Here is a 20689-nt window from a genome sequence, read left to right as displayed (position 1 = left end):
CGATCGCCGGAAAGCCGCCGTCCCCCGTCAGTGCGCGGCACTATCCGCTACGAAGGTCATCCATGCCCCACAGCAAAACCTCTGCATCTCGCGACAGCCTCGCCGGTGTACGCCTCGCGCGCGGAGCATCGCCGTGGCTTCTGCCGACCGTCGCCACCGCAGCCGTCAGCCTGGTCCGTGCCCGCCGCTCGGGTGCCGCCAAGGCCGTAGCCGTTCCCGCCACCGCTCTCGCGGCGGGGATGCTGTGGTTCTTCCGCGACCCCGAGCGCGAGATCGCCCGGGGCCGGGTCATCTCGCCCGCCGACGGTGTGGTGCAGAGCATCATGCCGTGGAAGGACGGCCGGACCCGTGTCGCGATCTTCATGAGCCCGCTCAACGTCCACGTCAACCGGGCGCCGCTGGCCGGCACGGTGACGTCGGTCGAGCACGTCCCCGGTGGCTTCGTTCCCGCCTTCAACAAGGAGAGCGAGAACAACGAGCGTGTGGTCTGGCACTTCGACACCGAGCTCGGTGACATCGAGATGATCCAGATCGCCGGCGCGGTGGCCCGCCGCATCGTCCCCTACGTGCCCCAGGGCACCAAGGTCGAGCAGGGCGACCGGATCGGTCTCATCCGGTTCGGCTCCCGGGTGGATCTCTACCTGCCCGAGGGCGTCGAGATCGACGTCGAGGTGGGGCAGAAGACCGTGGCAGGGGTGACTCGAATTGACCGTGATTGATCCTGAGACACAGGCAGGCTGGGTGCCCGACGCCGACGAGGAGGACGACGAGGAGGAGATGCCTCTCTCGCTCCGCCTGTCGATAGCGGACACCCTCACCCTCGGCAACGCCACCTGCGGCTTCATGGCCGTGTACTTCACCACCACCGGCATCCTGATCCCGCACCTCACGGGCAGCCAGGAGTCCGGCATGGCCCGCCACAGCGCGGCCACCGCCGTGATCCTGATGCTGTGCGCGGCCGTCTTCGACCTGTTCGACGGCCTGGTGGCCCGCAAGCTGCGCTCCTCCCCGATGGGCGCGGAGCTGGACAACCTCTCGGACCTGATCAGCTTCGGTCTGGCGCCGGCGTACTTCGTCCTCGTGTACGGCATGGTCGCGGACGACGCGCACCAGAGAGTGGCCGCGGTCGGCGCGATCGTGGTGCTGCTGGCGGTGGTGCTGAGACTGGCGAGGTTCTCCTGCGTCACGGTCAAGGACGGCACCTTCCAGGGCATGCCGTCACCGTTCGGCGCGCTGACCGTCGTCTCGATCGTGCTGCTGGAGCTGCCGTTCGTGGCGACGGTGCTGGCGATCCTGGGCACCGCCTGGCTGATGGTGAGCCGGGTCGAGTACCCGAAGCCGCGGGGCCCCCTCGCGGTGGCGATGCTGACCTGGATCGTGCTGAGCATGGGGATGCTGACGGCGTGGGCCTTCGACGCCCCCAGCGGCCAGCTGCTGCTGCAGACGGGGTGCGCGCTGCAGCTGGTGATGGGCGCGGTGATCCCGCTGTTCGCCACGGCCCGCCGGGTGAACAACTTCCGCGACAACCGCCGCGAGGCGCGGGCGGCACAGTCGTAACGGCAGTGCGAAGGGCCCCGGACCCAGGGTTGGGTTCGGGGCCCTTCGCCTTTCGGCGGCCTCAGCCCAGGAAGTCCCGGGCGATCCGCTCCGCGGTCCGCTCCAGGATCGGCCCCGCCTCCGCGATGCACGTCGCCACGTCCGGCTCGAGATCCGTCAGCGCGTACGCCCGCCGGATCCCCGCCCGCCCCAGCGCCTCCGGCGACAGGGTGAGCCGCCCGCACACCGCGACGACCTCCTTGCCGGCGGCGCGTGCCGCGGCGGCGACCCCCGCCGGGGCCTTGCCGTGCAGGGTCTGCTCGTCCAGCGAGCCCTCACCGGTGATCACGAGGTCGGCCCGCTCCAGTGCGGGCGCGAAACCGAGGACGTCCAGCATCACCTCGATACCGGGCCGGAACCCGGCCCCGAGGAGCAGCGCGCCGAACCCGATGCCGCCGGCCGCACCCGCGCCCGCCGAACCGGCGAACTCCGCGGCGGTCTTCACCCCGGCCGACTCCTCCAGCACCCGCACGAAGTGCCCGAGCGCCGCGTCCAGCCGCTCCACGTCCTGCGGCGAGGCACCCTTCTGCGGCCCGTAGACCGCCGGGGCGCCCTTCGGGCCGGTCAGCGGGTTGTCGACGTCGCTGGCGAGCACGAACTCGACCCGGCCCAGACGCGGGTCCAGGCCCGACAGATCGGCCGAGGCCAGCTCGGCGAGGCCGCCGCCGCCCGGCGCCACCGGCTCGCCGTCGGCCTTCAGGAAGCGGGCGCCCAGCGCGGCCAGCATGCCGGCGCCGCCGTCCGTGGTGGCGCTGCCGCCGACCCCGAACACCAGGGTGCGCGCGCCCGCGTCCAGCGCGGCCCGCAACAGCTCGCCGGAACCGTACGTGGACGCCGTCAGCGGCGCCGGTACGCCGTCCGGAAGCCGCTGGAGCCCGCTGGCCTCCGCCATCTCCACCACGGCGGTGTCGCCGCGCAGCGCGAACACCGCCGTCACCTCGTCGCCGACGGGGCCGGTGACCCGTGCCTCCCGCCGGTCGAAGCCGGCCGCGATCGCCGCCGCCACCGTGCCGTCACCGCCGTCGGCCACGGGCAGCGCCTCGACCTCGAGGCCCGGCACCACCCGACGCAGCCCGGCCGTCACCCGCTCGGCGACCTGCACGGCCGTCAGCGACCCCTTGAACTTGTCCGCGGCGACGAGCACCCGCCGCGCCGACCGTGCTGACCGCGCTGACCGAGTACCGCTCACTGCAGCGTCCGCCACTTTCGCAATCCCCTTGCTCTCCGGGTCCCTTACGCGTGTCGAGGCCGGTCGCGCGCCCCTGCGACCCTAACCGGCGGGCACCCGCGGCGTCGCCCCCCGGACCGGCGGACACCCGGCCGGGAAGGCGCGGTCGCGGCCGGAATCGGGTAGACCGGACCCATGACCGCTGTGGAGACGGAACCGGGGCTCGCCGACCGCGTCCTCGGGGGCTGGCTGGGCCGGATCGCGGGCAACATGCTGGGCAAGCCGGTCGAGCAGGGCGAGGTGTGGACCCGTGAGCGCATCGACCGCTACCTGCGCCGGGCGGCGGCCCTCCCCCTCGACGACTACCTGCCCGAACCGCTCACCGAGAGCGACCGCCGCGACCTGCGCCCCGAGTGGCGCTCCTGCGTCCGCGGCCGCGTCCACGGCAGCTGCCGGGACGACGACGTCGACTACGCGATCCTCGGCCTGCACCTGCTGGAGACCCACGGCTTCGGCTTCAGCACCGAGCAGGTGGGCGACCTGTGGCTGCTGCGGCTGCCGTACCTGCAGACGTTCACCGCGGAACGCGCGGCGTACCGGAACCTCGCGAACGGCCGCAAGCCACCGCTGACGGCCACCTACGACAACCCGTACCAGGAATGGATCGGCGCCCTGATCCGCGCCGACATCCACGGCTGGACGTCCCCCGGCGCCCCGCGCCGCGCGGCCTCGCTGGCCCGCCGTGACGCGGTGCTGTCGCACACCGGCAACGGGGTCTACGGCGCGATGTGGGCGGCGGCGCTGATCTCGGCGGCGTTCACGGCGTCCACGGTGCGCCGCGCCGTGGACGAGGCGCTGACGGTGATCCCGGCGGGCTGCCGCCTGGCCCGCACCGTGCGCAGGGTGTGCGCCCTGCACGAGACCGGGCTGGCCTGGGAGGACACGCTCGCCACGGTCGAGGAGGAGACGGCGGGCCTCGGCTGGATCCACACCGTCCCGAACGCCGCCGTCCTCACCGCCGGTCTGCTGTACGGCGACGGCGACTTCACCCGCACCATCGCCCTGACGGTGCGCGGCGGCCTGGACACCGACTCCAACGGGGCGACGGCGGGCTCGGTGGCCGGCGTCCTGTGCGGCGCGTCGGCTGTCCCGGAGCAGTGGAGCGACCCGCTCCAGGACACGGTGCGCAGCGCGGTCCTCGGCTTCGACGGGGTGCGCATCAGCGAGCTGGCGGAGCGCACCCTGCGGCTGGCACGGACGGCGGCCTGATCCCGGCTCCGGAAGAGCGGGACCCGGTGTACGGGCGGTGCGGCCGGCGGCTCCTGTGGCTCGTGCGCCCCGGCGTGTGCGCCGTTCGGTGTCGATCATGGGACCGGGGTGTGCTGCCGTGCGCCCTGGTCGGGCCGCTCCGCCGCCACGGTGGCGTCCCCCGGCGCCACTACCCTGCCTGTATGACCACCACGCAGGACGTTCAGGACTTCGCCGCCTACCTCGCCTCGCTCCCCCGGATCTTCGCCGGCGCGGCCGCCCTCTTCCGGGACGGTGAGGGCCGGGTGCTGCTCGTCGAGCCGAACTACCGGGAGGGGTGGACGCTGCCCGGCGGCACGATCGAGTCGGACGACGGGGAGACCCCGCGGCAGGGCGCGCGGCGCGAGACGGCCGAGGAGATCGGGCTCGACCGGCCGCTCGGGCGGCTGCTCGCGGTGGACTGGGTGCGGTGGCCCGGACGGCCCCCGATGGTGGCGTACCTGTACGACGGCGGGGTGCTCGGCGCGGACGACCTCGCGGCGATCCGGTTGCAGGAGGAGGAGCTGCTGTCCTGGCGGCTCGTGCCGCGCGAGGAGCTGGCCGGGTACCTCCAGGGCTCCCTGGGGCGCCGGGTGCTGGCCGCCCTGGACGTCCTCGCCGACGGCTCGGACACCGCGGAACTGGAGAACGGGCACCGGGTGCACTGACCTGTGCCCGCCCGATGCCCCGCCCGCCGATATCGGCTCGCCACGACGGTCGGCGGCCGCCTACCCTCGGCTGCATGAGCAAGCCCCTCGTCGCCCTCCTCAGCGGTGCCGGCGTCAGCACCGACTCCGGGATCCCCGACTACCGAGGCCCGAACGGGCTGTGGCGGCGGGATCCGGAGGCCGAGAAGCTCGTGACGTACGAGTACTACATGGGCGATCCCGAGATCCGCCGCCGGTCCTGGCAGATGCGGCGCAAGAACCGCGCGCTCACGGCCGAGCCGAACGCCGCGCACCGCGCCGTGGCCGAGCTGGAGCGGTCCGGGGTGCCGGTGCGGGTGATCACGCAGAACGTGGACGGGCTGCACCAGCTCGCCGGGATGCCCGCCCGCAAGGTGCTCGAGCTGCACGGCACGGTACGCAGCGTGGTGTGCACGGGCTGCCACGCCCGAAGCCCCATGGAGGACGCGCTCGCCCGGGTCGAGGCCGGCGAGGAGGATCCGCCGTGCCGGGCGTGCGGCGGGATCCTCAAGTCGGCGACGGTGATGTTCGGCGAGCGGCTCGACCCCGTGGTGCTCGGCGACGCACTCGCGATCAGCAAGGCCTGCACCGTCTTCATCGCCGTCGGCACCAGCCTCCAGGTCCAGCCCGCCGCCGGCCTCGCGGGCGTCGCCGCCGACCACGGCGCCCGGCTCGTCATCGTCAACGCCGAGCCGACACCGTACGACGACCGCGCCGACGAGATCATCCGGGAGCCGATCGGCACGGCCCTGCCCGCGCTGCTCGGCCGGATCGCGGCCTAGCCCGGATCGCCGCTCAGAACAGGGCCGTCCCCCGCTCGAAGTCCAGCAGGCGCTGCTTGCGGGCCAGGCCGCCGCCGTAGCCGGTGAGGCCGCCGCTCGCGCCGATGACGCGGTGGCAGGGGACGATGATGCCGATCGGGTTGCGGCCGTTGGCGAGGCCGACCGCGCGGGAAGCCTTGGGGTTGCCGAGGACATCGGCGAGTTGGCCGTAGGAGCGGGTCTCGCCGTACGGGATGCGCGTCAGCTGGTCCCAGACGCGGCGCTGGAACGGGGTGCCGTGCAGGCGAAGTTCGAGGGTGAACTCCTTCAACTCGCCCGCGAAGTAGGCCTTCAGCTGTTCCTTCGCCGCGGGGCAGACGGTGTCGTCGCGGTTGCCGAAGGTCTCCTCCTGGGGGCGGTGGCGCTGGTCGGTCATGTAGAGGCCGCACAGGACACCGTCGTCGGCGACGAGCGTCAGCGGGCCGTAGGGGCTGTCGATCACGGTGTGCTGTTTCATCGGCTGTGTCTCTCTGTTTCCTTACACCGGCAGGAAGTTGATCGGGTGGTCGTCCGTCGCCCACAGATACTGGACCGCGTACGCCCGCCAGGGCCGCCAGGCCGCCGCGCGTGCGGTGAGCGCGGCCGGGGTGGACGGCAGGCCGAGTTCGCGGGCGGCGCGGCGGATGCCGAGGTCGGTGGGGAGGAAGGCGTCGGGGTCGCCCAGGGCGCGCATGGCGATGACGTCGGCCGTCCAGGGGCCGAAGCCGGGGAGGGCGAGGAGCTTCTCGCGGGTCTCGGGCCAGTCGCTCCCGACGCCCAGTCGGAGGTCGCCGTCGGCGAGTCGGCGGACCAGGGTGGTGAAGGTGGTCCGGCGGGTGCGAGGCATGGCCAGGGTCTCGGGGTCCAGGTCGGCGAGTGCCTCGGGCGACGGGAAGAGGTGGGTGAGGCCGCCCTCGGGGTCCGGGTCGTCCACCGGCTCGCCGTATGCGGTGACCAGGCGGGCCGCGTGGGTACGGGCGGCGGCCGTGGAGACCTGCTGGCCGAGCACGGCCCGGACGGCGAACTCCGCCTCGTCGACCGTACGCGGGACCCGGCGGCCGGGTGCCTTGTCGACCAGTGGTGCGAGCACCGGGTCGGTGCGCAGCCGGTCGTCGACGGCCACCGGGTCGGCGTCCAGGTCGAGCAGCCGGCGGCAGCGGCTGATGGCGACGGTGAGATCGCGCGGGTCGGTGAGGGTGAGGCGGCAGGCGATGTGGTCGGGCCGCGGGGTCAGGGCCACGACGCCGTGCCCGTACGGCAGCCGCAGCGTGCGCCGGTAGGCGCCGTCCTTCCACTCCTCCACGCCGGGTACGGCGGTCGCGGCGAGGTGGCCGAAGAGGTTGTCGGGATTGAGCGGGGCGCGGAACGGCAGGCGCAGGGACAGCGCGCCGGACGTGCTGCCGGGAGCGCCCGTGGGGCTGCCGGAAGTCCGCTGCGGCGCGCGGGCGCGCAGGTCGCTCGGGGCGAGGGCGAAGACCTCGCGCACCGTGTCGTTGAAGGAGCGGACAGAGGAGAACCCGGCGGCGAAGGCGATCTCCGTCATCGGCAGGGCCGTCGTCTCGATGAGCAGCCGCGCGGTCTGGGCGCGCTGCGCCCGGGCGAGGGCGAGGGGCCCCGCGCCCAGCTCGGCGAGCAGTTGGCGTTCCACCTGCCGGGTGCTGTAGCCGAGCCGGGCGGCGAGGCCGGGCACGCCCTCCCGGTCCACGGTCCCGTCGGCGATCAGCCGCATGGCGCGGGCCACGGCATCGGCGCGCTGGTTCCACTCCGGGGATCCGGGGCTGGTGTCGGGACGGCACCGCTTGCAGGCCCGGAACCCCGCCTGCTGGCAGGCCGCCGCACTCGGCTGGAAGACCATGTTCTCGGGCTTGGGCGGTACCGCCGGGCAGCTGGGCCGGCAGTAGATGCCGGTGGTCAGCACGGCGGTGAAGAACCAGCCGTCGAACCGCGCGTCCTTGGACTGGACGGCCCGCACGCAGCGTTCGGTGTCGGTGTGCATCCCCTTCTGCATGGGTCCAGCATCGGGGACGGGGCGGGCGGGGTCTCGCAGGAATCCGACATGAACCTCGGTCGGCCTCGCCGGCGCCGTCCAGGACGGCGCCGGACCCGTCCGCCAGGACACAGACGACCTCGCGGACGTCGCCCTCACGTTCCAGGCCCACCGCCGTCGCCCACGGAGGCGGCGGAGGAGGCGGGCCTGGAGCAGCCGGCCTGCTCGCACCGGTTGCGGCTGCTGCGCGACCTGGACCTGGTGCCGGGCGAGCGCCGGGGCCGTTCCGTCGTGTGCGCGCTGCACGGCCACCGTGTCGCCGGGCTGCTCGACCGGGCCGTCCACCACGTGGGGCATCTGCGGCTCGGGACCGCCGGCGCGGCCGAGTGACCACGTCGGCCCCGTGCGGACCACTCCGTCCCGTCGCGGCTGCCCGGGACTACTCGGTGAACTCCCCCGCCGTCGGCCGTCGCAACAGCACCGTCGCCTCGTCCACGTCGGTCAGCGGGCGCAGCCGGTAGGTGTACGCGTAGTCGCGGTCGGCGGGGAGCTTGAACTCGTTGTGGGTGTGCGCGCCCCAGCTGTCGTCGCCGCCCACGCCCATCTGCCGGCGGCTCAGCCGCAGTACGACCGCGTCGCGCGGAGTGAGCTGGTAGTCGTGCCGTACCCCGGCCGACAGGTCCTCGGGGGTGAAGTGCGAGGCGTTCACCTCCAGGAGCGGTTCACCGCAGGCGAGCAGGCCGCGCCCGCTGCCGTCGGTCAGGGCGACCCAGCGCACGTCCGTCTTGTTGCCGTTCTCCTGCGGGCGCAGGTAGCCGCTCCACTGACCGGAGACGGTCCCGGTGTACCGGCCCACGTCGGTGCCGTTGTTGCGGTCCCACTGGTTCTCCTCGGGACCCCGGCCGTAGTAGTGCAGCCGGTCCAGGCGGCGCGGCAGGAACAGCAGGGTGCCCACCTCCGGAAGGTACGGCAGGTTCGGCGCACCCGGGCGCAGGGTGTTACCGACCTTGATCTCGCCGTTGCCGAAGACGGTGTACGTGGTGCTGTACGTGGACTCGGTGGTGGTCGGCAGCGTGCCGGTGACGGTGATCTCGACGGCACGGTCCCGCAGGGCGCGCACCCGTACGTCGGTCACCGTGCGCCGGGCACCGGCGTCGCGCCAGGTCTGGTTGCGGGTGTGCTGGCCGTTGCCCCGGTCGTTGTCGGTGGGTGCCCGCCAGAAGTTCGGTACGGGGCCGGAGGTGATCAGGCGCAGGCCGCCGGCCTCGTAGGAGGTGAGGGTGCCGCTGTCCTTGTCGATGGTGACCGAGAAGCCCTTGCCCCTGACGGTCACGGCCCTTTCGCCGTCGTCGTGACGCAGCAGCGCCGGGACGCGTTCCAACGGGACGGGGGTCACGGCCGGGCTGCCGACGTCGACGGGGAGTTGCTGCGCGGCCACCTCGAAGCCGGCCCCGGCCCACTTCGTGCGTTCCTTGGTGGTGAAGGAGAGGTGCAGGAAGTACTCGCTGCCGGGCGTCGGGTTGCGCGGGAGCCGCACGGGGAGGGTGATGTCCTTGCCGGACAGCGCGGGCACGTTCAGCTGGTCGCTGGTGAGCCTCCCTCTTTGTACGGCCTTGCCGTCGACGACCAGGGACCAACGGCCGTCGAACTCACGGAGGTCGGTGAACAGGTACTCGTTGGTGAGGGTGACGCGCCCCGAGGTGAGCGTGTCGCCGGAGGCGGGGGCGACGTGGATGGCCTGGTGGATCCGCTTGATCTCCGCGGCCTTTCCGGTGTGTGCGCGGTCGGCGGTGACGATGCCGTCCCCGGAGAAGGCACCGTCGTTGGGGTTGTCGCCCCAGTCGCCGCCGTAGGCGAGGAAGGTCTTCTCCCGGGGCTTCTTCTCGGTGACGCCCACGTCGGCCGCGTCGAACCAGAACCGCACTCCGTCGTCACCGGGTTCGCGGCCGTCGGAGGCGAGCTCGGCGGCGCTCAGGGCGCGCGCGTACACCCGGGCGCGCCGGATGGTGCCACTGAACTCCCGGGTCGGGTTGTCGACATCGGTGGCGAGGGCGAGCGGTGCGGTGATGACGTCGGGGCGGCGGGTGGTGCTCCGGGTGGCCTTCACCGCGCCGTCGACGTAGAGGGTCAGCGTTCCGGCGTCCGCGTCGAAGACGCCGGCGACGTGGTGCTCGCGTCCGGTCCAGTCGCCCGGCAGACCCCAGCTCGCCGTGATCCACTGGCCGCCGCTGTGGATGAAGAACTCGAGGCTGCGGTTGGTCTGCTTGAGCGCGTACTGAGTGTCGCCCTTGGCGATGACCGGCTGGTGATAGCCGGTCGCCCTGGGGGTGATCCAGGCTTCCAGGGTCAGCGACCCGGTGAGGTCGAGTCGGTCGTCGCGGGCGAAGACGGTGCCACCGGAGATCCCCTCGATGCGGCTGAAGGTGCCGCTGGGGTTGACGATCTCGCCGCGCAGCCCAGCGGGGCCGGACTCGGTGAGCAGCGTACGGGCGGGAGCGGGCCAGCGCAGGGCCTGGTCGGCGAAGTCCCAGATCCAGCCGCCCTGGAGCACGTCGTGGCGGCGGACGGCGTCCCAGTACTTCTTGAAGTTGCCGCACGAGTTCCCCATCGCGTGCGAGTACTCGATCATCACGTACGGCCGGGTGTCGCCGGTGTCCTCGGCTCTCGCCTCGACGCGGGCGGGGCTCTCGTACATCCTGGAGCGGATGTCGCTGATCCCGGGGCGGTCGTCGCCCTCGTACTGGATGACCCGGGTGGGGTCGTAGGAGCGGATCCAGTCGTGCATGGCGTTGAAGGTGGTGCCGCCGCCCGCCTCGTTGCCCAGGGACCAGATGACCACCGAGGGGTGGTTCTTGTCGCGGTGCACCATGTTCTGCGCGCGGGCCACGCACGCCTCGGTCCAGTCGGCGTGGTTTCCGGGGTACTCGCCGCGGATGCCGTGGGTCTCGAGGTTGGTCTCGTCGACCAGGTACAGGCCGTAGGCGTCGGCGAGTTCCAGCCAGAGCGGGTTGTTGGGGTAGTGGGAGGTGCGGACGGTGTTGATGTTCAGCCGCTTGACGATCTCGATGTCCTTCACCATGTCCGCGCGGGTGAGGGCCATGCCGCGGTCCGGGTGCATCTCGTGCCGGTTGGTGCCGCAGAAGGAGACGGGGCGGCCGTTGATGCGCATCAGGCCGTCCTTGAGGGCGAACTCACGCAGGCCGATCCGGTGCGAGAGGGTCTCGGTCACGGTGCCGGACGGGTCGCGCAGCCGCAGCACGGCGGTGTAGAGGTACGGGTGCTCGGCCGACCACAGCTGCGGCGCGGGCACGGCCGCGGACGCCTCGACGGTCACGTCCTCGCCGGCCGGTACGGAACCCAGGTCGGCGCCGCGCTGCAGCGGCCGGGGCCACACGGCGTGCCCGCGGGCGTCGTAGAGCTGGGTCTCGACGGTGTACCGCCCGGCGTCCGCTCCGCCCGAGTAGTCCCGCACCTGGGCGGTGACCTTCAGCGCGGCGGTCCTGTAGCCGTCGCCGAGCGGGGTCTCCAGCTTGAAGTCGCGCAGGTGGACGGCCGGGGTGGAGTACAGGTGGACCGAGCGGAAGATGCCGCTCAGCCGGATCATGTCCTGGTCCTCCAGCCAGTCGCCGTCGGAGTAGCGGTAGACCTCCACGGCGATCTGGTTGGTGCCGGGCTTCAGATGCTCGGTGATGTCGTACTCGGCGGGGGTGTAGGAGTCCTCGTGGTAGCCCACGAGCGTGCCGTTGATCCACACGTAGTGGGCGGACTTGACGCCCTCGAAGTGCAGGAAGGTACGCCGTCCCGTCCATCCTCGGGGCACGGTGAAGGTGCGCCGGTACTGGCCGACGGGGTTGTAGCGGGTCGGGGCCGCGGGTGGCTGTGCGTCCTCGCCCAGGCCGTTGGGGCCCCACCAGGGGTAGGTGATGTTGACGTAGACGGGGGCGTCGTGGCCGTGGAGCTGCCAGCAGGAGGGGACGGGGATGGTGTCCCAGGAGCTGTCGTCGAGGTCGGTGCGGTGGAAGTCGGTGTCGCGGTCGCCGGGGCGGTCGGCGTGGGCGAACTTCCAGGTGCCGTCGAGGCTGAGACGGTACGGCGAGCGGGTGCGGTCGGCGGCGAGGGCCTGTTTCAGGTCCGCGTACGGCATCAGGGTGGTGTGCGGGGGCTCGGTACCGATCCGGAAGACGGCGATGTTGCCGTTCCACTCCGGGGCGGGGTCCGCTGCGGCCCGCCGGCCGGCGCCGTACGCGGCGGTGGGCGACGCGGACAGCGCCAACGCGCCGAGGAGGGCGGCACCTCCCTCCAGCAGCCGGCGGCGACTGACGACCGGCCGCTCGGGGTGGGCGGGCCGGTCGGTGGGAGACACGTGCGGGTGCGGCATGACCGTGGCCTTCCTCTGTTCGACAGGGCACCGCTGCACGGACTGAGGGCATGCCAGGGCCGGCCGTCAACACACCGTGACTGAGGATGCGTTGCTGTCGGGACGGATCACTACGAATGGTGACGGAGCCAAGTGCTGAGCCACGGACACCCTAGGACTCGAACACAACCGAAGCAATGCTCTCGTCGGAGTCTGTGCGGTCCTGGTGGTTCAATGGGGCACCTTCGGCCGGATTGCCCGGTGAACGCCGCATACGCCCCGCGGGACGGCGGGGCGGCACGGGGATCTGTCCAGGAACACCGACGGGGCAGGCCCGCGCAGACGCGGGCCTGCCCCGTGAACCCCCTGCAGGGGCTCAGTCCGTCGGCCGACCGGCCAGGAAGGCGGTGAGGCTCTCGAGGAGCATGGTGCTGCCCTGCTCGGCCATGTCGCGTTCCTCGACGCTGACACAGGTCTGACGCACCACGATCCCTGTGCGGTGTCCCTCCTGTTCGTCGAGTTCCAGGGTCATGGCGGCCGGCTCGGGCCTGCCGGGGACATCCATGCCGATCACCAGGCGGCGGTTCTCGGCGACCTCGAGGTAGGAGCCGGTCAGGGGGAACTGTCCTCCGTCCGGGGTGACCATCGTGGCCTTCCACAGGCCGCCGGGCCGTACGTCCATCTCGACGGACCCGGCGGCGGCCCCGGCCCACTGTGCGTACTGCTCGGGGGTGGTCCATGCCCGCCACACCGCCGCCGCGGGAGCGTCCAGCGTCCGGTTCAGCGTGTAGGAGAAGTCCTCGGTGGCGGTGGTGGTGCCCTGCTCGGCGCTCATCCCATGTCTCCTCGTCTCGTCCCGGGTCGTGACCGGCCTGCCGGAGTCGTCCGGGTTCGGAACTGTCATGGAAGGAGACACGCCATCACACCGAAACTCATCGCTCCCCGGGCGCCCGGAGTCCGGGCGCCCGGATCACCCCTGCGCGCCACCACCTGAACGCGACCGGGCCGGATGTGTCAGCCGACCGGTGCCGGCGCCGCCGGCGCCTCCTGCGGGCCGCCGCTGATCGGCAGGACCTCGGCGTCGGAGGCCCGCACGAGGCGGGGTCCCGCCGGTCCGTACACCCCGCGCGGCTCGGGGAACAGGGCGAGGAGGACGAGGTAGAGCACCGCCGCGAGGACGAGGCCGACCGGCAGCGAGATGTCCATGCCGTCGGCCAGGTTGCCGAGCGGTCCGACGAACTGGCCGGGCAGGTTGGTGAAGAGCAGGGCCACGGCGGCGGAGACCAGCCAGGTGGCCAGGCCGCGCCAGTTCCAGCCGTGGCTGAACCAGTAGCGCCCGCCCATGCGGCGCTGGTTGAAGACCTGGAGCGCCTCCGGGTCGTACCAGCCCCGGCGGGTGACGTAGCCGAGGGCCATCACGATCATCCACGGTGCGGTGCAGGTGATGATCAGGGTGGCGAAGGTGGAGATCGACTGCGTGAGGTTCAGCCAGAACCGGCCGACGAAGATGAACACGATGGACAGGGCGCCGATGAGGATCGTCGCCTGGACGCGGCTGAAGCGGGTGAAGACGCTGCAGAAGTCCAGTCCGGTGCCGTACAGCGCGGTCGTGCCGGTGGACAGACCGCCGATCAGCGCGATGAGGCAGAGCGGCAGGAAGTACCAGCCGGGCGAGACCGCGAGCAGGCCGCCGACGTAGTTGGGCGCGGCCGGGTCGAAGTACTTCCCGGCCTGGGTGGCGATGACCGACGCGGTGGCCAGACCGAAGACGAACGGCAGCAGGGTGGCGATCTGGGCCAGGAACGCGGCGCCCATCACCCGGCGGCGGGGCGTCGCGGCCGGGATGTAGCGGGACCAGTCGCCGAGGAACGCGCCGAAGGAGACCGGGTTGGAGAGCACGATCAGCGCGGAGCCGATGAAGGAGGGCCAGAACAGCGGGTCCGCGGTCGAGGCGAAGGCGCCCGCGTAGCCGGGGTCGAAGTCGCCGGCGAAGGCGAAGGCGCCCAGCACGAACAGGGCCGAGGCCGCCACCACCGCGATCTTGTTGACCAGCAGCATGAAGCGGAAGCCGTAGATGCAGACCACCAGCACCAGGCCGGCGAAGACCGCGTACGCCAGGGCGTACGTCATCGTCGACTCGGGCACCCCCAGCAACCGGTGCGCGCCGCCGACCAGGGCGTCCCCGGAGGACCACACCGAGATCGAGAAGAAGGCGACCGCGGTGAGCAGCGCGAGGAAGGAGCCGACGACTCTTCCGTGCACTCCCAGGTGGGCGGAGGAGGAGACCGAGTTGCTGGTGCCGTTCGTGGGGCCGAAGAGCGCCATCGGCGCGAGCAGCAGGGCGCCCGCGACCAGGCCGAGCAGGGTCGCCGCGAGCCCCTGCCAGAAGGAGAGGCCGAACAGGATGGGGAAGGAACCCAGCACACACGTCGCGAAGGTGTTGGCGCCGCCGAAGGCGAGCCGGAACAGGTCGAGCGGACGGGCCGTGCGCTCCTCGTCCGGAATCTGCTCGACACCATGAGTCTCGATTTCGGTGACCGAGGTCGCCATGGGCTCTTCACCTGCCGTTCGTACCGGGGGACGGCTCCACAGTCTGAGCCCCTTACTGACCTGACCCTATGAGGGCCGGGCCCCCTTCCCTGCTCAGCCCGGCGGTACCTACTGTCCGGGTATGTACGGGCTCGGGAAGGAGGCCCTCAATGTCTGTCTACGTCGGTATCGACGTGCACCGCAAGCGTTCGCAGATCGCCGTGGTCGAGGACGACGGTGCGGTGCAGGTCAACCGGAATGTGCCGAACGGGGTCAAGACGGTGCTGTCGGTGATCGGRGATCTGCCGATCGGTGCGCCGGTGGCCTTCGAGGCCGCCTACGGGTGGGGGTGGCTGGTGGAGCTGCTGGAGGACTACGGCTTTGAGCCGCACCTGGTGCATCCGCTGCGGTGCAAGGCGATCGCCTTGGCGCGGTTGAAGAACGACAAGGTGGACGCCGCGACCCTAGCTCAGCTGCTGCGGGCGGATCTGCTGCCGGAGGCATGGATCGCGCCGCTGGACGTACGGCAGCAACGCGCGTTGTTGCGGCACCGCTGCCGGCTGGTGCGGCTGCGGACCCGGCTGCGCAACCGCGTCCACGCCGTTCTGGCGGACCACGGCTGCGACCGGCCCGGCAGCTGCTTCACCGCCCCGGGGCGGGCCTGGCTGGGCGGCCTGGAACTGCCGGACGTTTCCCGTCGCGTGATCGACGATCTGCTGGGCCTGATGGACGTCCTCAAAGAGCCGATCGACGCCCTCGACCGGCAGCTGCTCGCGCAGGCGCGGGGCGACCCCCAGGKCAAGGCGCTCACCCGGCTGCCGGGGGTCGGCACGCTCACCGCCTTGATGATCGTGGCCGAGGTCGGGGACATCACCCGCTTCCCCTCCGCGCGCAAGCTCGCCGCCTGGGCCGGGCTGACGCCCACCGTCCGCGGATCCGATCGAACCGTGCGGCACGGCCACATCTCCAAGCAGGGCKCGCCCTGGCTGCGGTGGATCTTGTGCGAGGCCGCGCAGAGTGCGAAGCGGTCGCCGGAATTCGCCGCCGCCTACCAGAGCCTCGCCCACCGCCGCGGCAAGAAGATCGCCACAACGGCGGTGGCTCGCCGACTGCTCACGCGTGCCTATCACCTACTGCGCGCCGTGCAGGATCAACAGGGGGTGCGATGACAGCAGCCGATGACAACCGCCAGGGGCGGTCGCAGACCCCGGGTGAGCTCGCAAAGCTGCATGAGACGGCCCGATGGCCGCGCTCGATGACCTGACTGAGCAGCCCGGATCCCCGCACCATGGTCATGGCGCCGGCCTGTGCGGCCGGATGCCGAATGGGTGTTTGTGAGACCACTCCGCCGACCAGCACGGACTCCGGGGATCGCAACGACCGTATCCGCGAACATCCGTGACGCTTCCTCGGCCCCCATTGTCGGCCGCCGCTCGTCGGCCTCCAGCTCGTTCGTCCTCGCCCCGCTCGTTCCTCGCGGGGCTCCGGGCGCTCCAACTGGACCCCTCCCACGCGGCGGCCCCGCAGACAGACACGAGGAAGAGCCACGAGGAAAACGCCCCGGCATCCCACCGAAAGCCGCAGGCGGGGACCGTCTGCGCCCCTTGACAGGCCCGGCCCTCATGGGTGCATAAATGCCCAGATGCTAGATCTTGGACTTGAACAGAGTACGCAGCATTTTGGACTCCTGGAAGACGGCTCCCTGCCAGCTTTTTGCAGGTCAAGGGCGTTCTTCACTGTACCCCGGCACGCGTCGGACTCGAAGATTGTGAGGAACATCGACTCACTCTGGCAAGAAGGCTCTCTGCCTGCGCTTCCGTGCGAACCTGGCTGTTGTGACGCCGCCGATCTGGCGCCTGTTCGGGCAGCCATTTCGGAAAGGCCGGGGATTGATGCTGATCAGATGCTGACTTGCCTGACGACACATCAGGTGTATGAGGGGGGCACAGGACGACTCGTTTTCCCTGGGAGCACCCAAGGCTTCCTCGTCGTGATCAAGTAGCTGGCCGCCCTTGGGGGCGGGCTGCACTCTCTGCTTCCGGGCCAGTTGCAGCGCCGAAGTGTCCGGCGCGACGGTGTAATCGACCGACACGGTCCAGCCAATGCCATCGACGGCATCCGCTTGCCGCGGTTGCGCCCAGGGAAAGGGTGGTCCGCTCCTGCCTTGGAGGTTCTCGAACCGGGCGGTGCACAGCTCTTCGACGTCGTCGGGGTCGACCTCGATGACGAGGCGCCCTGTCGGAGCGATGAGGTCGCGGCAGCGGTGCAGCAGGCTGCGAGGGCCCCCTCCGATGCCGATGTTGCCGTCGATGAGCAGAAGGGTCTGCCAGCCTCTCTCGGCCGGCAGCCGGTCGAAGACCGATCGACAGAGCGCGAGCCCGCCCAGGGCACTGGTCAAGGCAACCGCGAGAGGAGCGATGTCGACCCTGAGGGCGAAGACTCCCTGGCTCAGGAGTTCTCTGCACAACCGGCCCGGTCCGCAGCCGACGTCGAGGACGGGGCCGACGCAGCGCTCCAGCACGGTCTTGTCGGCCGCCGTGGGCCGCGCGTGTCGGCGGTGCACTGGCACCCGGATCCGGCGCCCGTCCGCCAGCCGCAGATGCACCGGCCCGCGGGGCGGACCAAGGGCCAGCGCGTGGGGAGTCCCGTCGGCGCCCGTACGGCTCGTCTTCGTCGACGATCACGGTGCGGCGCCATGACCTGTGGCGGCCCGGTTCTCGTCGCCGCGGCCGGGCCGCCGGACGCGGCGAAGCCTGAGGGCGAAGGCCAGCGCGGAGGCAGCGAAGAGCACGCCCGTGATCGCCGGCCATCGGCCGAGGTAGCCGCCGTCGGACAGTCCAGTATCACCGGGGTAGGGCACCGCAAACCGAAGGATGGGGGGAAACCAGACCATCAGGAGCAGACTTGGCAGGAAGGCGGGGACGCAGAGGTAGTTGATCCACGGCGCCGTCGGCGCGTCGGTGGCGCGATGCCGCAGTACGGAGAGGGCCGACAGGTCGGCCAGCGAGTACAGGGGCAGCAGGATCAGGTCGTGCAGGATCGCCGCACCGACGAGCCAGATCTCCCCCTCCCAGTGGCCGGACGGCGAACAGGCGCACCACGGCGTAGCCGGTGAGGGCGAACGAGGCTGTCAGAACCAGAAGGTGCAGGTGGCCGGATCCGTACCAGCGGGCGAATCGTGGCATGGCCACGTCCTGTCGTCGCGCTGGGCTGTCATCACCGCGCGAAGCCGGGGCCCGGTCGGCAGCCAGTCTCTCGTGCGGGAAGTGACGCGGCTCAACCCGCCCTGGCGCGGATCGAGGCGGTGGGCTCAGCGGCAGACGCTGTCTCCCGGACGGGCGCGCTGCCCCAGCCGTTGTTCTCCTACCGGTGTTCGGGGTTCTCGTAGTCGCGGCGGCAGCCCGCGTCCCAGGCGGTGCGTTGGTTGCCGTAGGCGGGGACGCCACCCAGGTCCTTCAGCGCCCGGGCCAGGTGCAGCAGGTTCCAGGTCATGAAGGTGGTGTTGCGATGGGTGAAGTCGTTCTCCGGGCCGCCCGAGCCGGGATCGAGGTAGGAGGGACCAGGGCCCGCCTCGCCGATCCATCCGGCGTCGGCCTGCGGAGGGATGGTGTACCCCAGATGCTGCAGGCTGTAGAGCACGTTCATGGCGCAGTGCTTGACGCCGTCCTCGTTGCCGGTGATCAGGCAGCCACCGACACGGCCGTAATAGGCGTACTGCCCGGCTTCGTTGAGCAGACTGGAGCAGGCGTAGAGGCGTTCGATGACCTGCTTCATCACGGAGCTGTTGTCGCCGAGCCAGATAGGGCCGGCCAGTACGAGGATGTCGGCCGCCAGGACCTCCTGGTACAGATCGGGCCAGGCGTCCGTCTCCCAACCGTGCTCACGCATGTCGGGCCACACGCCGGTCGCGATGTCGTGGTCCACGGCCCGTACGACATCGACATGGACTCCCTGCGCGTCCATGATGTTGGTGCTGCGGTCGATCAGACCTTGCGTGTTACTCGTCCCCGGCGAGCGTTTGAGGGTGCAGTTGATCATCAGGGCACGCAGGTCGTCGTACCGGGCCGGCGGTGCGTCGGTGGCGGGCGACGAAGCGGTCACACAGGCCTCCCAGACTTGCTGCCGCACGAAGGGCGGCGGAGAGTTCACATCCGGATCCAGCGTCCGGGCAAGCGTCGGTAGGCGCTACCGCAGCACCTCCGAACGGACCCGGCAGTACTCGAGCTCATACGTGGCTCGCACGCCCGCCACGGGCTGCCCCGACTGGCTGCCGATGATTGGTCGGCGGAGCCAAGGCGTGCCTTCGTTCGTCCTATGGGTATCGAAGGTGCCACCGGGTCGCGGAACTCGGCAGCGGTGGAGGACGTCGCGCATCTGCTGGTGCGTTGTCTGCGGGCCGAGGGTGTGGAGTACGTCTTCGGGTTCCCGGTGAGGAGAACATCCGGTTCGTCGACGCGCTGAACGGCTCCGGGATCCGGTACATCCTCGTGCGCCACGAGCAGGCTGCCTCGTTCATGGCGGAGATCTACGGGCGGCTCACTGGTCGGGCGGGGGTGTGTTCGGCCACGTTGGGGCCCGGTGCGATCAATCTGCTGCTCGGTACCGCGGACGCCATGACCAACAGCGCGCCGATGGTGGCTCTGGCCGCCCAGGGGTCGCTTCGCCGTATCCACAAGGAGTCGCACCAGGTCATCGACCTGGTGTCAATGTTCGCTCCCGTCACTCAGTGGTCGGCTCGTATCGAGTGTCCGGACGCGGTGCCGGAGATGACACGCAAGGCGTTCAAGATCGCACAGAGTGAACGCCCCGGCGCCGTGTTCCTGGCCGTGCCGGAGGACATCGAAGCCGATCGCCCCGCGGAGCCGTTGGCACCCCTGCAGATCGACACGGTGCGTGCCGACCCCCCCTCGCTCACCCAGATCGCGCGGGCGACGGAGGTCCTCACCGATGCCCGGCACCCCATCGTGCCGGCAGGCCACGGCGCCGCCAGAGCCGGCGCGTCAGCCGCTCTTGCACGCTTCGCCGAACAGCTGAAAGTTCCGGTGGCGACCACCTTCCACGGCAAGGGCGTCTTCCCCGACGACCATCCGAACGCGCTCGGCGCCGTCGGCTTCATGCGCCACGACTACGGCAACTTCGGCTTCGACGCAGCCGACGTGCTGATCTGCGTGGGCTACGAGATCCAGGAGTTCGACCCCGCCAAAATCAATCCGAACAGCGACAAGCGCATCCTGCACGTGCACCGGTTCCCCGCCGAGGTGGACGCCCACTACCCCGTCACCGTGGGCGTCGAAGGCGACCCCTCCCAGGCGCTGGACGCACTCGCGGCAGCACTGCCCGAGGGACTCACCTTCGACTCGGGAAGCAGCGCGAAGATCCGCACACTGCTCGACGAGGAACTCCGGTACGGACGCGACAACGACGCCTTCCCCCTGGTGCCGCAGCGTGTGGTGCACGATGTCCGCACGGCCCTGGACCGCCAGGACATCGTGCTCGCGGACACCGGCGCCGGAAAGATGTGGATGTCCCGCCTCTACCCGACCTACGAACCGGACACCTGCCTGGTCTCCAACGGCCTGTCCACCACGGGCTTCGCGCTACCGGGCGCCATCGCCGCCAAACTGGCAAGACCGGATCGACGCGTGCTGGCGATGATGGGCGACGGCTCCTTCCTGATGAACTCCCAGGAACTGGAGACCGCAGTCCGCGAGCGCGTCCCGCTAGTCGTCTTTATCAGATGCGACAGATCCACCTTCCTCGACTACAACTCCGTTGAGCAGCATGTAGCGCCACGATCGGCTTGGCAGCAGCGCACAACTCGTGTCCCGCAAGAGCCCGCCGAACACCAAGGGCTTCGCACGTCGCTCCAGGGACGCCGGTCTCCCCGCCCAAACTCGACGCACCCGTCGGCATCTCGCCGGCCCGCAACCTCATCCAGGAACTCGCGACCGGCACTGGCCCGTCGCTCCCCCGCCCACCGCGCGCCCGCCCCGCGCGGAGCGGCTCACAGCTGGAGCGGTGGTGCCGGTGGTCATCCGATGAGGGTGCGCAGGACCGGAACGCTGCCGCCGGCGCTGGACACACCCGCGATGACAGCCGCCGCGACCGGGCCCCGGTGAGGACCGTCAGGCAGCCGATGACCATGCCGATGACGACGGCGGCCAGGAGGACGACGGCGGTGTGCAGGGACAGGAAGGTGCCAGGTGGAGTGGACATGCCTCGACTCTGGCCCTCTTCACCGCTCTGACCTGCACGGATCGAACGGATCCGGCGAACGCC

Annotated in this window: 16 protein-coding genes; 8 read left to right on the top strand and 8 right to left on the bottom strand. The window is 71.1% G+C overall.

Annotated features, from left to right (window positions below):
• Positions 1-62: 62 nt before the first annotated feature.
• On the top strand, positions 63-719 hold the full coding sequence (locus DIZ27_RS00710) for a phosphatidylserine decarboxylase (RefSeq protein ID WP_109376283.1): 657 nt from the start codon (positions 63-65) through the stop codon (positions 717-719).
• 22 nt (positions 720-741) lie between these two features.
• Positions 742-1557: a CDP-diacylglycerol--serine O-phosphatidyltransferase gene (gene pssA / locus DIZ27_RS00705; RefSeq protein WP_109376282.1), complete on the top strand. Its 816-nt coding sequence runs from the start codon at positions 742-744 to the stop codon at positions 1555-1557.
• Between the two features lie 61 nt (positions 1558-1618).
• Here the strand turns inward: pssA and DIZ27_RS00700 are convergent, their stop codons facing one another.
• Positions 1619-2800, bottom strand: a complete 1182-nt coding sequence (locus tag DIZ27_RS00700) for a glycerate kinase (protein ID WP_375231919.1) — start codon at positions 2798-2800, stop codon at positions 1619-1621.
• A gap of 159 nt (positions 2801-2959) precedes the next feature.
• Here DIZ27_RS00700 and DIZ27_RS00695 point away from each other — a divergent pair, with 159 nt between their 5' ends.
• The 3 genes from DIZ27_RS00695 (at position 2960) to DIZ27_RS00685 (ending at position 5519) form a co-directional block, all read left to right on the top strand.
• Entirely contained in the window at positions 2960-4033 is a 1074-nt protein-coding gene (locus DIZ27_RS00695) for an ADP-ribosylglycohydrolase family protein (protein ID WP_109376280.1), read from the top strand.
• 182 nt (positions 4034-4215) lie between these two features.
• Positions 4216-4719, top strand: coding sequence for an NUDIX hydrolase (locus tag DIZ27_RS00690; protein WP_109376279.1), 504 nt, complete (start codon positions 4216-4218; stop codon positions 4717-4719).
• A gap of 74 nt (positions 4720-4793) precedes the next feature.
• A complete protein-coding gene (locus tag DIZ27_RS00685) occupies positions 4794-5519 on the top strand; it encodes a Sir2 family NAD-dependent protein deacetylase (protein ID WP_109376278.1) in 726 nt (241 codons plus the stop codon).
• 13 nt (positions 5520-5532) lie between these two features.
• Here the strand turns inward: DIZ27_RS00685 and DIZ27_RS00680 are convergent, their stop codons facing one another.
• Positions 5533-6015, bottom strand: a complete 483-nt coding sequence (locus tag DIZ27_RS00680; protein ID WP_109376277.1) for a methylated-DNA--[protein]-cysteine S-methyltransferase — start codon at positions 6013-6015, stop codon at positions 5533-5535.
• Positions 6016-6036: 21 nt separating this feature from the next.
• Positions 6037-7545 (bottom strand): AlkA N-terminal domain-containing protein, encoded by a 1509-nt coding sequence (locus DIZ27_RS00675; RefSeq protein ID WP_309074830.1) that lies wholly within the window; start codon positions 7543-7545, stop codon positions 6037-6039.
• 213 nt (positions 7546-7758) lie between these two features.
• On the opposite strand from DIZ27_RS00675, the gene DIZ27_RS48650 reads away from it, so the two are divergent.
• Complete coding sequence (locus DIZ27_RS48650) at positions 7759-7914, top strand: hypothetical protein (RefSeq protein ID WP_375231918.1); 156 nt, start codon at positions 7759-7761, stop codon at positions 7912-7914.
• Positions 7915-7963: 49 nt separating this feature from the next.
• Here DIZ27_RS48650 and DIZ27_RS00665 read toward each other — a convergent pair whose 3' ends face one another.
• From DIZ27_RS00665 to DIZ27_RS00655, 3 genes are all read right to left on the bottom strand, one after another.
• Positions 7964-11902, bottom strand: coding sequence for a glycoside hydrolase family 2 TIM barrel-domain containing protein (locus DIZ27_RS00665; RefSeq protein WP_109376276.1), 3939 nt, complete (start codon positions 11900-11902; stop codon positions 7964-7966).
• A 355-nt stretch (positions 11903-12257) separates the two neighbouring features.
• Positions 12258-12716, bottom strand: a complete 459-nt coding sequence (locus DIZ27_RS00660; protein WP_109376275.1) for an SRPBCC domain-containing protein — start codon at positions 12714-12716, stop codon at positions 12258-12260.
• Positions 12717-12895: 179 nt separating this feature from the next.
• A complete protein-coding gene (locus tag DIZ27_RS00655) occupies positions 12896-14431 on the bottom strand; it encodes a cytosine permease (RefSeq protein ID WP_109376274.1) in 1536 nt (511 codons plus the stop codon).
• A gap of 149 nt (positions 14432-14580) precedes the next feature.
• On the opposite strand from DIZ27_RS00655, the gene DIZ27_RS00650 reads away from it, so the two are divergent.
• Positions 14581-15579, top strand: coding sequence for an IS110 family transposase (locus DIZ27_RS00650; protein WP_181383323.1), 999 nt, complete (start codon positions 14581-14583; stop codon positions 15577-15579).
• A 614-nt stretch (positions 15580-16193) separates the two neighbouring features.
• Here the strand turns inward: DIZ27_RS00650 and DIZ27_RS45505 are convergent.
• The gene (locus tag DIZ27_RS45505) at positions 16194-17015 is read right to left on the bottom strand and encodes a class I SAM-dependent methyltransferase (RefSeq protein WP_181383322.1); all 822 of its coding nucleotides are present in this window, start codon (positions 17013-17015) and stop codon (positions 16194-16196) included.
• A gap of 758 nt (positions 17016-17773) precedes the next feature.
• Positions 17774-18511 (bottom strand): flavodoxin family protein, encoded by a 738-nt coding sequence (locus DIZ27_RS00635; protein ID WP_181383321.1) that lies wholly within the window; start codon positions 18509-18511, stop codon positions 17774-17776.
• A 284-nt stretch (positions 18512-18795) separates the two neighbouring features.
• Here DIZ27_RS00635 and DIZ27_RS00630 point away from each other — a divergent pair, with 284 nt between their 5' ends.
• A complete protein-coding gene (locus DIZ27_RS00630; protein ID WP_258308168.1) occupies positions 18796-20529 on the top strand; it encodes an acetolactate synthase large subunit in 1734 nt (577 codons plus the stop codon).
• Positions 20530-20689 lie beyond the last annotated feature (160 nt).

This window comes from Streptomyces sp. NWU339, assembly GCF_003143855.1.
Lineage (GTDB): Bacteria > Actinomycetota > Actinomycetes > Streptomycetales > Streptomycetaceae > Streptomyces.
This window is presented reverse-complemented; position numbering and strand designations above follow the sequence as displayed.